The following is a 13,113-nucleotide window of genomic DNA, read 5'->3' on the forward strand; positions in this document are numbered from 1 at the left end:
ACCACTTCTATGTTTAGTCCCACATTTAGAGAAGAACTTGCAAAGCGTGTTGGTCAATTGGTAGAGCTTGAAACGAATGATTTATTTGTATCCGGGATTTTAGGAGGCTTAAAAGATAACTCGATTGTAGTGGTAGAATTTACTGGATACAGCAATGTCACACATTTTATTTTAATTGCTGACATTAACTTTATCCGCTTCCCGATCGCTTCTTAATCAAGATATTTGATGAATTCGCTCCATTTGGAGTGATTTTTTTTCGTAATGCTTGCATGATGCCTACGAACATTATATATAGTAAAATTTTCATAATGAAGATGTCCCTTTTTTAATAAATCATTTAACACTAGTACATCCTCGTACAGGCGGCCATCCTGAAAATCTTTTACAGGGAAGCCGCCATTTTCTTTTAAAGCCGACGTTCTATAGATACGCGGTCCTAACGGAAAAGGATATTCTATTAAATCCTGTTGATTGTGAACAGGCTTCCCTTTTCGAATTCCTTTAAATATGACATCCCCATTGTTTTGTTGCTTCCAAAATCTCAAATTCCCATAAAGAACAGAAACATCCTCGGGAAGCTGGGCCAAATGTTGTTTTAAAACAGCCATCGCATCAGGATCCAGCCAATCATCGGCATCCAGCTCCAACACAAAATCCGACTTGATTTGCGGCAATAATTGATTGAAAGCACGCGCTTTCCCGCTATTTGTTTGCTGGAAGCTTTCGAGGGGGATTACCCCATTCCACTTTTGGATTTTTTCATAGGAGCGATCCCTTGAGCCATCGTCAATCACCAATATTTGATCAGGTTGTACCGTTTGATAAAAACAGGAAGCAAGAGCGATGTCGATATATTGTTCCATATTGTAATTTGCCAACATAATGGAAATTGAAGGGGATTCTGCGAAATTTATAGGACGGTTAAAGTATTTCTGGATCATCTCTTGTTTATAAAAGCTAGTATGATTCGCAACGCTTCTTGTTTGCTTGACCGCTCCCTCTGAAATCATGACGGTATCGACTGCGTTTAAACGACTGAACCAGCAAGGCAATACCGCTTCCTTGAACGGGACTTGATGCTCCAATAAAGAAGAGGATTGCTGCAAAAGACGCGTTTTTACTAAAAAAGGGCGATGTATCGTTAAATCGCGGACACGATACGAATCGACCATCATCATATTGTCTTTCTCCAATTGCAATAATACGTGTTGAATTTTTTCTGTTAAATAATCATGATCGTACAGAAATAATGTATATTCGCACCCACTTGCTCTAACAAGCTGTTGGATTGTTTTCCCTAAATTTCCTTCGATGATCTTTTGATATGTTACCGGTTGCGGCAAGGCGGGAATATGAAGCGAAGGGACTAAATCTCCTTTGTTTATTATGGTAATATGATTAATCCGCAAGTGAAGAAGCTGTAAAGAAATAAGCACCTTCGATAACGAAATCGGTGATGTATAATCTAAAAGCAACACATGAATATCTTCCGCCACTATCATCCCTCCAATGTTCTTTCTTTATCACATAAACAGACAAGCTCCAGCGCTCTGAACAGAGAAACTGTTATTCATATATATGTAGAGACGATGCATTCCGCTCTGCAAAATCATTCAATATGATCATATCTGCCTTTCCACCTATCCAAAAATAGTCCCTTCATCTATGATGAGTGAATGGCCGCTTTTCCTCCTTCCGACGGTGATGGGGTTTTTGTCATAAACATCTATACAGATTCAGCTTAATAGCAAAAAAGACGGAAGGGATGAAAGATCTTCAACTGTCGCTTCATCACATGAATGGACGGCATCATACTTTCCATACTCATCTATCAAATCAAAATCTACAATCTACAGCTGCGGATACGTGACAAAGATTGAAACAACGCCGCTTTCAGACCTATTCACCATTCTGTAAAGCGGCGTTGTCCGGTCGCCCACCATTGGAATTATCCGCACCTGTTTCCGTTATTCTTTCCGTCCGATGAAGCTTTTTCATTGATGACGATTTTTTTCACACTCCCCACCGAGAAGTCTCCTCCTCTACACGAAGGAACGGGAGGAGAGGTTCATTCCGGTCCATATAGGTTAAAGTAAAAAAAACAGATAGGCTTTGTTAGAAGGCCTGCCAGTAAAAACATAAAAAAATAGTCCCTATCCATAATGGAACAGGGAACAAAACAGATGATAAAAGGGAGAAGCTATAAGGACGAGCGCTGCTTTAGCCATTCATCCCAAAATTCCGGCATTCCTCCTTGTAACGCAAACGATACGTGTCCTCCTTCCACTTGTTGATATGTTTTATCATGGCTTGAAGCTTTTTCGATGATCGGATAAGATAATTCAGCTGGAATTAAGCGATCTCCATTTGTGCACACAACCAACAAATTGGCCGTGATATTTTCCAATTGAACAGACTTTCCCTTTATTCGAAGGAGGCCATTGATTATTTTATTTTGAGCAATCAAATCCATTAAATCAAGAAAAGCGGCACTCGAAAAAGGAATATGATCGTTCGTCCAATCGTTGAAAAGCTTCCATTTCCTCACATAGGCTTCATCATGGGCGCGCTGCAAAAGAGAGAAATAGTGGCTAAAGTAAAGAGGAACTGTGCATAATCGAACTCCTGCCTTAATGAATTCCCTTGGTACGATGCCGATCTCGCGAAAAAATGAAGCAGGCTGAATCGTTCCGCTTCGAAGCGCCTCCACCCATTTATTCATAATGGGGAGATTTTTCATATCCACCGGTGTAGCGATGAAAATTAAATTTCGAATCGGTTCCTCCGCAATGGCAGCATAAATCGCGGCCATTGTCCCTCCTAAGCAGTAGCCGATTAATGAAATTTCAGCGGCTCCCGAATGCCTGATTGCCCGTTTCACTGCCTGCTGAAGATATGAAACAATATAGTTTTCTAGCGTGATATCTTTGTCCTCATAAGCAGGAGCTCCCCAATCTAGCAAATAAACGTCATATCCTCTCGATCCAAATCCCTCAATTAAGCTTGTGCCCGGGGCCAAGTCCAAAATGGAGGCGCGATTCACGAGCGAATAGACATGAAACACCGGAATATCATACTTTTTATCTGGAGAAGGATAATACCATAGCACAGCTTTGTTTTTTTTCCAAATCGAAATTCGTTTTGTTTCATTTGCACGCTCCGCATCTGATCGTACCGTCCATATATTGCGCCAGCGGCTGATTTCTTTGTGGACATGCCCTACTAATTCATTCTGCTCCATTTTTCATGTCTTTCCCTTCATTCAAAGAGTGAACAACCTTCGCCAGCATTTCTCGAATATCCCCTAATTCTGCTTCTATTTTGTTGATTTTCTCATTAAGTATGGTTTGTTGCCGTACATCAGATAGCGGCCAAAGCTGCTCTTCAAGGGCATCAATTTTTTCTTGTGTATCCACGACAAGTTGGGCAATATTCGCCATATCGCTTTTTAAAGGAAGATTCAATACATTGGATAGCAATTCCTGATGGGCTTTTATTTTCCCTACTTGCCGAGAAATAAGCGGCTCTAAAACAGCGAATAACCGAACCCATGCTTCATGATTCAACAATTGCTGAATAGATGCATTTCCCTTGTTTTCAAGCTGAAAGCTTTTTGTTTTTAATTGTTTATATATGGCATCTAAATTGCGAGCTTTGAAAAGATTTTTATTGATTTGAACCTCTATGTTATATGGTCGCACTCATTCCACCGTCCACTACAAGAATATGGCCTGTCACGTAATCCGATGCTTTAGATGCAAGATAGATCGCAGCTCCCTTTAAATCCTCTGCATTCCCCAATCTCCCCGATGGTGTTTTTGCCAAAAGATCATCACGGACATGCTGTAATGCAGACGTTAGTTTTGTAGGAAAAAAACCTGGGGCAATCGCATTGACCTGTACATGAAAAGGAGCTAGCTTGGCCGCTAAATCTTTTGTCAGCGCAATCACGGCACCTTTACTTGTCGAATAGGGCCATGCATCCATCAATGTTGCTTGCTGTCCGTACATGCCGGCTATGGAAGCAATATTGATAATTTTCCCTGACTGCTGCTCAGCCATCATTTTTCCAGCCGCTTGCGAAAATAAAAACATCCCTTTGACATTAACCTCCATCACTCTCTTCCATTTGTCTTCAGGAACATCGAAAAATGGAGCCATCCATGATGTTCCGCTATTGTTGACAAGAATATCAAGCGCTCCAAACCTTTCCTTTGTTTGTTGTAAAACCCGCTTGATATCATCCGCTTGAGTCACGTCGCAGGCAAGAGCCATGGATTGTACTCCTAATTGTTGAATTTCTTCGCATGCTTCCTCGCATTTTTCCAGCTTGCGTGAACAAATCACTACACTCGCTCCAGCTTCTGCCAGCCCAATAGCAATTTGCTTTCCTAACCCGGTACCTCCGCCTGTAACAATGGCTGTTTTATTTGTTAAATCAAATAATCGATGCATCATTGCTTCTCCCTTCTCTACTGCTTTTTTCGCAAAAGAAAGCCATGCTCTCGTTCATTCCTCGCTTCGCTCAGAATGATCTTACATGGCTTTCTTTACATTGCACAATCGATTACGATACAAATGCAATTGAAAGATGGAATAACGGATCTCTGAAACGTGAACGGCCGAAGGCAAGTTCACTAACCTTCCCCTGTCGCTCATTCACGTGACAAAGATCCGAACTGTACCGCTTTCAGCCGCATTGATGGTTTTGTGAAGCGATTCGTTGTTCGGCCATCTCACCATTGAAAAACAATCTGAACTCCATATCCAATATAAATTACGAAGAAGGTTGAGCTACATCTATATAGATATAGCCCTTAATGAAGAGATGCTAAATTAAGGAGTACAAATATCTAAAGTTGGGAACAAGGCGCAGAGCACTGCTTCAATGACACTTAGTAAAATATTCAATATCTCTGTTAGATCAACTTCTGGAAGATCTAAATCAAAAGAAAAACTAATCGTACCAAGCGGAGTGGTAAGCGAAATGCTCAATCCAAAGTCTGGATCAATTACTTGTTGTGCGCTTACTTGCTGTGTGCTAGCTTGAGCTGTTGATGGAGCCGCTGTGCTCGCTGTATTATTAGTCGTAAGCTTCCCATTTCCCAATGACTTGACAGCCTCGTTAATTCGGTTAATGAGCTCGGCTGCTTGCGCAGAATTTCCTAGCCCGCCAAGGTTAAGCTTCATAATTTATTTTCCCCCTATTATTAGATTTCTCTATACTGTACTCATTTTGATTGAAAATGCTGTAGGTAAAGAGAATAGATTTCAAAAAATATGCTATTTCAACATAGATTTAGGAACATATGTCTAAATCTGGGTCTATTGCACAAATGATCGCTGTCACAACATTTAAAATCGTATTCAACAAGTCTTCAATCGGTAAATCCAAACCAATTGAAAACGAGATGGTTCCTAGAGGTGTTGTTAAAGTAATCGTTAAACCGAGATCTTCTCCAACCTGCTGCGCACTTACGTCCTGCTGAGCTGTCGGATTCAAATTCAAAGAAATATTTTGACTGTCTGGCAAAGCCGCTAATAAATTTTTAAACTGTCTTAACAGTTGAACCTGTGTATCTGTGAAGCTCCCTAAATTCGCTAAAACGAGTTTTTTCGCCATTCTGCTTTTCCTCCTTTCAAGCAAGTTATTATATTCTATTTTTTCCCATCATCATTGTTGTGTGCGATTGTAATGGCTCTTGTATCAACTATTAACTATTTTTTCAGCTCACAGTCGAAACAAATATCCATACTCAATCGAGTACAGGACAAATTCCGACAATCCGTATAGAGATGATGCGGCGATCCAATAATAGCCGCTCCAAAGAAAGATCGCTCATTCGATGATGGGAGGAAAATCGGCGAATGGCTCGTGTCACGTCAAAACGTGACCAAAAGCTGAACAACATGATAGACTCCTTGCTTATTCAGGATGAAAATCAAATGTCAACACACCCTATTGGATTGATATAGTGAAATCATCTGTACTGGATGGCAACGCTAAAAGCCACATCTATCAAAAATGACTCTTCAACGGCTTGTCTGTTGTAACATATTTACTTTATTGATATGGGCTATCCTCGACATCAGGAATAAAAAAAGCGCAAAGCCCCCTTCCAGTGTGAGTCGACGCGACTCGAGCCGATGGTGTTTGAAGCTAGACAGCGCCTTACTTCTTTAATAAGGGAGAGAAATTCTAATATGAAAAAAAGCTCCATTTTCCTGTTTTATATTCTTCAGGAAAAGGAGCCCTACTAACAAAACCTTTATGTTTATTCTTTTTTTCGTCTTCTTCCGCATCCACAGCCTCTTCTCTTTTTTTTGTTTTCTTTCTCTTTCTTTTCAGCCGGTTCTGCAGACTTCTTATGCTTTTCTCGTGCCATCCTTTCTCCCCCTTCTACAAATAAATTTAACTTGAAATTTCAGCTCTTCGCTGTTCAAAAAATCAGTTCGTCTATTCCCAAAGAAGGCTTGGAGGGAGCACTCATGTCCAGCCGGACGGCCCAATAAATGGTTTGAAAAGCCGAAATACCAAGCTATTTCTATATAATCTTATGTTCACTCTTTGATAATGGTTAACAAAATCAACTATTCTACTAATTTTTCTACAATGGCTTCGATCACTCCAGCCATTCCCGCAATCGCCAGGATCATGATCACCGGTTCAAAAACTGCCGGAAAAAGCCACCCTCCCAAAAATAATCCTGCCGCACACCAAATTCCTGTGCACCAGTAACAGCTTAAAAGCTCTCCTAGAAAGGCACGAATCCCTTTTCCTTTAATGACCACATATGTTTCTGTCACATTTTCATCATTTGTTTCTACAACTTCCTCTAAAAAAGGTTTTCTAATAAAACTCGTTATTTGATCGTATACCAACAATCTAGTCAGCCGAAAAACAGCAAACGAAAAAACGAACAGTTCTATATATGAAATACTGTTCAGCATCCCTTTCCCCTCACTTTCCTTATCATCATATGCAGGGAGGAATCAATTATGTTCAGCCAACTGCGAACTTGGGAATGGATCAATCCTCTCTATAGAATGGGCGTTCGAAGCCAAATCTGTGGACTTTCTTTCCCACGCCAATATGAACCTGCAAAGCCATCGGCTCTTGGACATCGGACAATCGACAGTCAATCCAAGCTCTGAAAAGATGCAAATGTGAACATCTAAAACCTCATCTCCCCTGAAATTATCGATACATCAACATGCCAAGTTCCATCTATATCTCCTGTCCATAAACAACAAAAACAGCCATCAAAGAATAGTCCTATTTTTATAAGAATAAAGCAGCAATAACCGATCTTCACACGGCCGAATCCTAAATGGCCGGCCCCAGTGAAGCAAAATAGAAAAAATGGGCACAGGCATTTGTATGTTTATCCAATCAAAAATCGGCACATTTGCATTATATGTATACAGGAAAGGAGGATATTTACCACGTTTCTATTCCATTTTGCCGCATTCCAATTGAAAAAACAGTTCATCTCAAAAGAAAAAACGGCCCTGAGGACCGACACTGTGACACATTGAAAGGAGGAGAATCCATTTGTCTGATAACAAAAAAAACCTGGAGCAAATCTCATCAAGCTTAGCCAAACTGTTTATTTTAGATGCATTTAATAAGCACAACGTAAGCAGCGAGCACAGACGGCAGCTTTCAGATGACGAAAAACAGCAGCTGAAAGCACTAGTAGGAAATTTACAAAACCAAGTAAATGAATTTCTCGAAAAGCAAAACCAACCAAAAATCGCGAAAGCCAGCAAAACTCCTGAACCCCCAAAAAACACCACTCTAAGAGATATGTTAAAAAACAGAAAAAAATCGTGACAAGTACGCAATAAATGGGTCAATCCCCTAGGGCAAGTATCATATACAAAAAAATCCTTTCCGCATTTAATAGTATTAAAAGAAAAAGGAGGAAAATAACTATGGAAGCCAGACCATATTCGTGGCAGGCTCACGGTTCCGCATGTCATCCCATTGAAAAACGGTTTGAGCCGAATAATTACTATAACAACAGATTTAACGTCTGTGATGATAGCGACAACAATTCTACAGTGATGCAGGATGCGGTTCAGAGAGCTGACACAGAGCAATTATCGTCAGAAACCATTATCGTTAAGGACTCTTGCGACATCGAAATCTCTTCTACAGAAACACAAGTAGCTGTCGCTCTACAAGTTGTTCTTCAAGTAGCGATCGCATTAGTCATTAACTTAACAATCGCTGACAGCATCCGTGCTGAGGCAGTCACACAAGAATTGCTACAAAAAGCAACGATTACTCAAGCAAACAAACAAAAATTGATCATCGAAAATTCTAAAAACGTCGTTGTTACTACTACAGATACTGATGTTGCTATCTCCCTCCAAGTATTGATTCAAATTCTCGTCGCGCTTGTTGTACAAATCGACATTCTCTAAATCTGTCAAGGCGAGGGTATTCGCCCTCGCCTTTGTACCTTTCCTCTCCCAGCACGATTGCTTTTGTATCATCGATTATGAATCAGTGTTTTATCATTTGGCTCTTGAGATTTTCTTTTCATCTGTCATTTCAAATCCAACATTCTTAGGCAAATCTATAACATAAAAAGCAAATCTTTTCCATGATAAACACATTTCTTTCTTGAATATTTTCCCTAATTTTTAGACAAATGCCCACACACTATAAAATGAACGCACATACTCTGTTAGGGACAGAAGGTCAATAAAACCAGTTATAAGGAGTTGAATTAAATGGGCCACGATAAGCATCATAAAGATTATAATTGCGTATGCAGAGCGGTTGAAGAAATTTTTGATGCGCAAGAAGCCATTGAAGAACAGTGCCCGACTAGCTGCTTCAGCAACTTGTTAAACCCTGCTATTTCTCCAGGAAGAGATACCGTTCCTTTTATCCTCTATACAAAAAAAGGAGATCCTTTCACTATTTTCGGAAATGTGGGCGGCTTTACTGGCGATATGGCATGCTTTAAAACGATTTTCTTCCGTGTTGAAAATATTAAAGACTGCTGCGCAACGTTATCTTTATTAAGACCGGTTGATGGAGATGGCGAAACCATTAGTGTCTGCGATCCTTGCGATCCAGATTTCTTCGGTCTCGAAAAAACGAATTATTGCATCGAAGTCGACTTGCAGAACTTCACTGCTATTCAATGCTTACCTCCTGATTTAGTAGGCCGTGCGAGAGATACAAAAAAACACCATCACCACGGTTAAGAAAGGAAAATGGCTGCTGGTTCTACCAGCATTTTTTCTGTCAAGTTCCTAAAAATAGACTGCCCAATACAACGAGGCAGTCTATTTTCATACAATAAAGAAAGAAGCAAACAAGAAGATGGCCAAAAAAATTTTTTACCCTGCAGAATATATTTTATTCAGAAGCTTAATATTTGAATATTCAAAATTTCATTTTGCGCAAATTCCAATAACCGTAAATCGCCGCTTCTTCTAATTTTCACTCTGTTATCTTCTCTCTCTACAATCACACCTCGAATGTTTTCTGATTCTGTTTCAATGATACATAGCGCTTTAGGTACATAAGATGGCAAGTTCGTTAAATAATCGATTTTCTCGGCAACCGTCATCTCCGTAAATCGTTTCCGATGCTCACGTATATCCGTATCGCTCCATGTTTCTTCTTCTTGCTCTGCCTCTTCCTCTTGTTCCGTCACTTCTTCTTGCTCCGTCACCGCTTTCTCCTCTTCCGTCTCTGCTTCAGTTTGTGTAGCATCCTCAGCTTCTTCAACCACCATCTCATACTTTTCTTCCACTTCTTCTACATCTTTGACTTCATCTTTTACCTCTTCAACATGTTGCTCTGTCTCATCCTTCTTTTCTTTATATGGTGTTTCCGAAACATCCTTTTCCTTTTTTATAACAACTTTTTGCATCGGAGCATTCATTCTTTGAAAGCCCGGCTGCGCAATATACAACAATGGCTTAGGTGATGGTTTTCTTTTCATGCAATTTTCACCTCCTGTTCATGTTTATTCTATGCGTTCCCTCTCTTTTTTGATGACCAGAAAGTGAACAGGAGGGATTGTGCATGAAGTCACAAGCGTTTCGTCTTGTCTGTTGCTTAGAGGAGGAATTAGAGAGGCCTGATCAATCTATCGATAGAAGCGGAAACCGAACCATTCATCAGCTGGCAAAATACGAACGTTTTTCTGGAGGATCGAACAAACGGCATATGCAAACAGCTACGGTCGCATGAATCTCGTTCACTCGCTTTTTCGTCAGCGTGACAGAAGCCCAAACCACGCCGCTTTCATCTCCATTTCAAGGGACGGCGTTGTTCGGCCAGCGGATCATCCACGCGCTTCTTACCAATGGTAGTCTCCCACCTACACTTCAACTTAGAGGCGGGAGACTTCTCGATGAATATGTTTTAAACGACTTTATATAAGATCCATCGCCAGCACACATGATTTTTTCCTATATCTCGTTATGATTCAATGACGGTTAATTTTTCTTCCGCTTTTGTCCGCGGTCTGGCCTGTGGGATCGAAGCAGGGTAGCCAATATGTAATAGCCCAACAATTTTTTCTCCCGGCTCTACTCCTACTTTTTTGCGGAAAGATGGCGAATAAATATAGGCTCCTGTTTTCCATATAACGCCAATTCCTTTTTCCCATGCAGCCAGTTGGAAATTTTGGATTAAGGCACTTGTTGCCGCTAAATCCTCCTCCCATTGCTTTTGACGCGGATCTTCCTGCATGACGACTAATAAATGCGCTGGAATCGGTTGCAGCTTTTCTCTTAATAGATCAATATTCTTTCCATTATTGGATTCTTGAGCAATCGCATCAATCAGTTTTTCTTTTCCTTCATTCACAAACAGTATAAAACGCCATGGCTCTCTTAATCCATGATTAGGCGCCCAAACCGCTGTATTTAATAATTCACATATCACTTCTTTTGGAACGGGATCTTCTTTAAACTCCTTAATCGACCGACGCTCTTTAATGGTATGAGCTACTTTGTATTCCTGCCGCATGGTGATCATTTATGCCTCCTTATAAATAATAATGATTTTCAATTACAATTATTTCAAAATTGAAGGAATTTGTAAATGTCTTTCCCTTCAGCCCTTTCTTCACCTTGCTCCTCATTAGATATGAATTCCCCCACCTGCGTCTATTATCATTGCAGCACTTCTCCCTTAGATGCCTGCTGAGGCTCTATCACCAAATTGTGCCATATAAAGACGATAATAAGCTCCTTTCCGCCGCATGAGCTCATCATGGCTTCCTTCTTCAATAATCCGCTGATCCGCTACCACTGCAATCCGATCAGCCTTTTTAATAGTCGCCAGCCGATGCGCAATCACAATGGTTGTTCTTCCCTGTGCCAAATGATCCAACGCTTCTTGCACAGCTTGTTCGGTTTCTGTATCTAAAGCGGATGTAGCCTCATCTAAAATAAGAATAGACGGATTTTTTAAAAACATCCTTGCGATCGCGATTCTTTGTTTTTGCCCGCCTGACAGCTTCACTCCTCTCTCCCCGATCAACGTATCTAATCCATCCGCTTGACTGTAGATCACATCTTCTAATTGCGCTTTTCTTGCGGCTTCCCAAATTTCTTCTTCTGTTGCATCTAATTTGCCGTAAGCAATATTATCGCGGATGGTGCCATCAAAAAGATAGACATCCTGTTGCACAATGCCGATATGTGAACGCAGAGACTTTAAAGAAATATCCTGAATATCGATTCCATCAATCATGATGCGGCCACGATCTCGCTCATAAAATCGCGGCAGGAGATGGCAAATCGTCGATTTTCCCGAACCTGAAGGCCCTACCAATGCAATGGTTTCTCCCGGACGAATATGAAGATTTAAGTGATCCAGCACACGTTTATCATGTTTATAGGAAAACGACACATTCTCATAACGAATTTCCCCATGGACATGTGACAGCTGAAGCGCATGAGGGGGGTCCGTAATTTCTGGTTTTGTCTCTAAAAACTCGATAAAACGTTTAAAGCCGGCAATGCCCTTTGGATATGTTTCAATGACCGCGTTAATTTTTTGAATGGGCCCGATCAACACGTTGGCTAATAATAAGAAAGCGATAAATTCACCATATGTCATTTGCCCATCAATCACAAACCACGCTCCTGCCAGCAGCACAAACAAGGAAAGAATTTTCGTTAAAACATAATTCATGGATGAGTTATTGGCCATAATTCGATAAGAGCGCAGTTTTGTCCAACGAAAGAGATCGTTGCTTTCTTTAAATTTCGCAATTTCATGCTCTTCATTAGTAAAGGACTGCACAACACGAATACCGCTTACATTGTTTTCAACACGTGCATTAAAGTTTGCAATATCGCCAAATAGCTGCGAAAACGCCGCGGACATTTGCTTCCCAAAATAAATCGTCAACAGCATAATAATCGGAACGAGAATAAAAATCATCACGGCCAGCTTGGGGTTCACCGCAAGCATAATCCCAAATGTGCCAAGCAACGTCATGATGGCAATAAACAAATCCTCTGGACCATGATGAGCCATTTCTCCAATATCCATTAAATCGTTCGTCATGCGTGAGACTAAATGTCCCGTCTTTGTGTTATCAAAATAGCGAAAAGAAAGCTTTTGAACGTGCTGAAACGATTCGTTGCGCATATCTGTCTCAATATTGATCCCTAATTTATGGCCCCAATACGTAACAACGTAGTTGAGCAAAGCATTCAAAAGATAAATGAACAACAGTCCTACACAAGCCCATAATATTAGGCTCCAATTCCCGCTCGGCAATAGATCGTCTACCACTTGATTCACCGCAAGCGGAAACATTAATTCAATAATGGCTGCTAATACAGCACAAGAAAAATCAAGCAAAAATAATCTTTTATATGGTTTATAATAAGCGAAAAACCTTCGAATCATCTTTACTGCCCCCTTTTCATCGAAGCTCTATATACATTGTACAGACTTCAGCGCTTCCCCGCCATTCACTCTTTCTCTCTATCGCCTTCCAAACTCGAATCAATTTTCAATTATCGATAACACCCCATTAAAAATAGATCGCGGACACCCAATAAATGATAATGAAAATCGTTTTTGATTATAAATTTACAATCAAGCTCTTG

General features: G+C 40.5%; 16 protein-coding genes. 5 read left to right on the top strand and 11 right to left on the bottom strand.

From position 1 onward, the window contains the following. Positions 1 to 9 precede the first annotated feature (9 nt). Positions 10 to 216, top strand: coding sequence for a hypothetical protein (locus tag GRQ40_RS15875; RefSeq protein WP_044742773.1), 207 nt, complete (start codon positions 10 to 12; stop codon positions 214 to 216). On the opposite strand, the gene GRQ40_RS15880 is transcribed toward GRQ40_RS15875, so the two are convergent. The 8 genes from GRQ40_RS15880 to GRQ40_RS15915 all read right to left on the bottom strand — a co-directional run bounded on the left by GRQ40_RS15880 (position 213) and on the right by GRQ40_RS15915 (position 6,954). Next, entirely contained in the window at positions 213 to 1,499 is a 1,287-nt protein-coding gene (locus GRQ40_RS15880) for a glycosyltransferase family 2 protein (RefSeq protein ID WP_159720346.1), read from the bottom strand. The genes GRQ40_RS15875 and GRQ40_RS15880 overlap by 4 nt on opposite strands. A 704-nt stretch (positions 1,500 to 2,203) precedes the next feature. Further along, entirely contained in the window at positions 2,204 to 3,244 is a 1,041-nt protein-coding gene (locus GRQ40_RS15885) for an alpha/beta fold hydrolase (protein ID WP_159720347.1), read from the bottom strand. Continuing rightward, positions 3,231 to 3,704, bottom strand: coding sequence for a hypothetical protein (locus tag GRQ40_RS15890; protein WP_044742775.1), 474 nt, complete (start codon positions 3,702 to 3,704; stop codon positions 3,231 to 3,233). Before GRQ40_RS15890 ends, GRQ40_RS15885 begins: the two co-directional genes overlap by 14 nt. Then, positions 3,691 to 4,461 (bottom strand): SDR family oxidoreductase, encoded by a 771-nt coding sequence (locus tag GRQ40_RS15895; protein WP_370514175.1) that lies wholly within the window; start codon positions 4,459 to 4,461, stop codon positions 3,691 to 3,693. Before GRQ40_RS15895 ends, GRQ40_RS15890 begins: the two co-directional genes overlap by 14 nt. A 378-nt stretch (positions 4,462 to 4,839) precedes the next feature. After that, entirely contained in the window at positions 4,840 to 5,193 is a 354-nt protein-coding gene (locus GRQ40_RS15900; protein ID WP_044742777.1) for a hypothetical protein, read from the bottom strand. Positions 5,194 to 5,302: 109 nt separating this feature from the next. Then, positions 5,303 to 5,626 carry a hypothetical protein gene (locus GRQ40_RS15905; protein WP_044742778.1) on the bottom strand — a complete coding sequence of 108 codons (324 nt, stop codon included), beginning with the start codon at positions 5,624 to 5,626 and terminating at the stop codon, positions 5,303 to 5,305. A 133-nt stretch (positions 5,627 to 5,759) separates the two neighbouring features. Continuing rightward, a complete protein-coding gene (locus tag GRQ40_RS15910; RefSeq protein ID WP_156450528.1) occupies positions 5,760 to 5,915 on the bottom strand; it encodes a hypothetical protein in 156 nt (51 codons plus the stop codon). A gap of 679 nt (positions 5,916 to 6,594) precedes the next feature. Continuing rightward, the gene (locus GRQ40_RS15915; RefSeq protein WP_066148782.1) at positions 6,595 to 6,954 is read right to left on the bottom strand and encodes a DUF1360 domain-containing protein; all 360 of its coding nucleotides are present in this window, start codon (positions 6,952 to 6,954) and stop codon (positions 6,595 to 6,597) included. A gap of 604 nt (positions 6,955 to 7,558) precedes the next feature. On the opposite strand from GRQ40_RS15915, the gene GRQ40_RS15920 reads away from it, so the two are divergent. The 3 genes from GRQ40_RS15920 (at position 7,559) to GRQ40_RS15930 (ending at position 9,231) form a co-directional block, all read left to right on the top strand. Next, positions 7,559 to 7,840, top strand: coding sequence for a hypothetical protein (locus GRQ40_RS15920; protein ID WP_044742780.1), 282 nt, complete (start codon positions 7,559 to 7,561; stop codon positions 7,838 to 7,840). A gap of 101 nt (positions 7,841 to 7,941) precedes the next feature. Continuing rightward, the gene (locus GRQ40_RS15925) at positions 7,942 to 8,436 is read left to right on the top strand and encodes a spore coat protein (protein ID WP_044742781.1); all 495 of its coding nucleotides are present in this window, start codon (positions 7,942 to 7,944) and stop codon (positions 8,434 to 8,436) included. 312 nt (positions 8,437 to 8,748) lie between these two features. Beyond that, positions 8,749 to 9,231, top strand: coding sequence for a CotY/CotZ family spore coat protein (locus GRQ40_RS15930; protein WP_044742782.1), 483 nt, complete (start codon positions 8,749 to 8,751; stop codon positions 9,229 to 9,231). Positions 9,232 to 9,389: 158 nt separating this feature from the next. Here GRQ40_RS15930 and GRQ40_RS15935 read toward each other — a convergent pair whose 3' ends face one another. Continuing rightward, positions 9,390 to 9,977 carry a CotO family spore coat protein gene (locus GRQ40_RS15935; protein WP_066148780.1) on the bottom strand — a complete coding sequence of 196 codons (588 nt, stop codon included), beginning with the start codon at positions 9,975 to 9,977 and terminating at the stop codon, positions 9,390 to 9,392. An 83-nt stretch (positions 9,978 to 10,060) separates the two neighbouring features. On the opposite strand from GRQ40_RS15935, the gene GRQ40_RS15940 reads away from it, so the two are divergent. Next, positions 10,061 to 10,228, top strand: a complete 168-nt coding sequence (locus GRQ40_RS15940) for a hypothetical protein (RefSeq protein WP_156450527.1) — start codon at positions 10,061 to 10,063, stop codon at positions 10,226 to 10,228. A 231-nt stretch (positions 10,229 to 10,459) separates the two neighbouring features. Here the strand turns inward: GRQ40_RS15940 and GRQ40_RS15945 are convergent, their stop codons facing one another. Next, positions 10,460 to 11,020, bottom strand: a complete 561-nt coding sequence (locus GRQ40_RS15945; RefSeq protein ID WP_159720349.1) for a nitroreductase family protein — start codon at positions 11,018 to 11,020, stop codon at positions 10,460 to 10,462. Between the two features lie 156 nt (positions 11,021 to 11,176). Then, a complete protein-coding gene (locus GRQ40_RS15950; RefSeq protein WP_080862769.1) occupies positions 11,177 to 12,910 on the bottom strand; it encodes an ABC transporter ATP-binding protein in 1,734 nt (577 codons plus the stop codon). Between the last annotated feature and the right edge of the window lie 203 nt (positions 12,911 to 13,113).

Origin of the sequence: Anoxybacillus sp. PDR2 (genome assembly GCF_009834045.1) — a bacterium.
In the GTDB taxonomy this organism is placed as follows: domain Bacteria; phylum Bacillota; class Bacilli; order Bacillales; family Anoxybacillaceae; genus Anoxybacteroides; species Anoxybacteroides rupiense.

What these genes read in the sequence shown, in the direction of transcription:
- GRQ40_RS15875 (WP_044742773.1), top strand. Translation starts at nt 10, where the DNA reads ATGTTTAGTCCCACATTTAGAGAAGAACTTGCAAAGCGTGTTGGTCAA.
- GRQ40_RS15885 (WP_159720347.1), bottom strand. Translation starts at nt 3,244, where the DNA reads ATGGAGCAGAATGAATTAGTAGGGCATGTCCACAAAGAAATCAGCCGC.
- GRQ40_RS15895 (WP_370514175.1), bottom strand. Translation starts at nt 4,461, where the DNA reads ATGATGCATCGATTATTTGATTTAACAAATAAAACAGCCATTGTTACA.
- GRQ40_RS15900 (WP_044742777.1), bottom strand. Translation starts at nt 5,193, where the DNA reads ATGAAGCTTAACCTTGGCGGGCTAGGAAATTCTGCGCAAGCAGCCGAG.
- GRQ40_RS15905 (WP_044742778.1), bottom strand. Translation starts at nt 5,626, where the DNA reads ATGGCGAAAAAACTCGTTTTAGCGAATTTAGGGAGCTTCACAGATACA.
- GRQ40_RS15910 (WP_156450528.1), bottom strand. Translation starts at nt 5,915, where the DNA reads ATGTTGTTCAGCTTTTGGTCACGTTTTGACGTGACACGAGCCATTCGC.
- GRQ40_RS15915 (WP_066148782.1), bottom strand. Translation starts at nt 6,954, where the DNA reads ATGCTGAACAGTATTTCATATATAGAACTGTTCGTTTTTTCGTTTGCT.
- GRQ40_RS15925 (WP_044742781.1), top strand. Translation starts at nt 7,942, where the DNA reads ATGGAAGCCAGACCATATTCGTGGCAGGCTCACGGTTCCGCATGTCAT.
- GRQ40_RS15930 (WP_044742782.1), top strand. Translation starts at nt 8,749, where the DNA reads ATGGGCCACGATAAGCATCATAAAGATTATAATTGCGTATGCAGAGCG.
- GRQ40_RS15935 (WP_066148780.1), bottom strand. Translation starts at nt 9,977, where the DNA reads ATGAAAAGAAAACCATCACCTAAGCCATTGTTGTATATTGCGCAGCCG.
- GRQ40_RS15940 (WP_156450527.1), top strand. Translation starts at nt 10,061, where the DNA reads ATGAAGTCACAAGCGTTTCGTCTTGTCTGTTGCTTAGAGGAGGAATTA.
- GRQ40_RS15945 (WP_159720349.1), bottom strand. Translation starts at nt 11,020, where the DNA reads ATGATCACCATGCGGCAGGAATACAAAGTAGCTCATACCATTAAAGAG.
- GRQ40_RS15950 (WP_080862769.1), bottom strand. Translation starts at nt 12,910, where the DNA reads ATGATTCGAAGGTTTTTCGCTTATTATAAACCATATAAAAGATTATTT.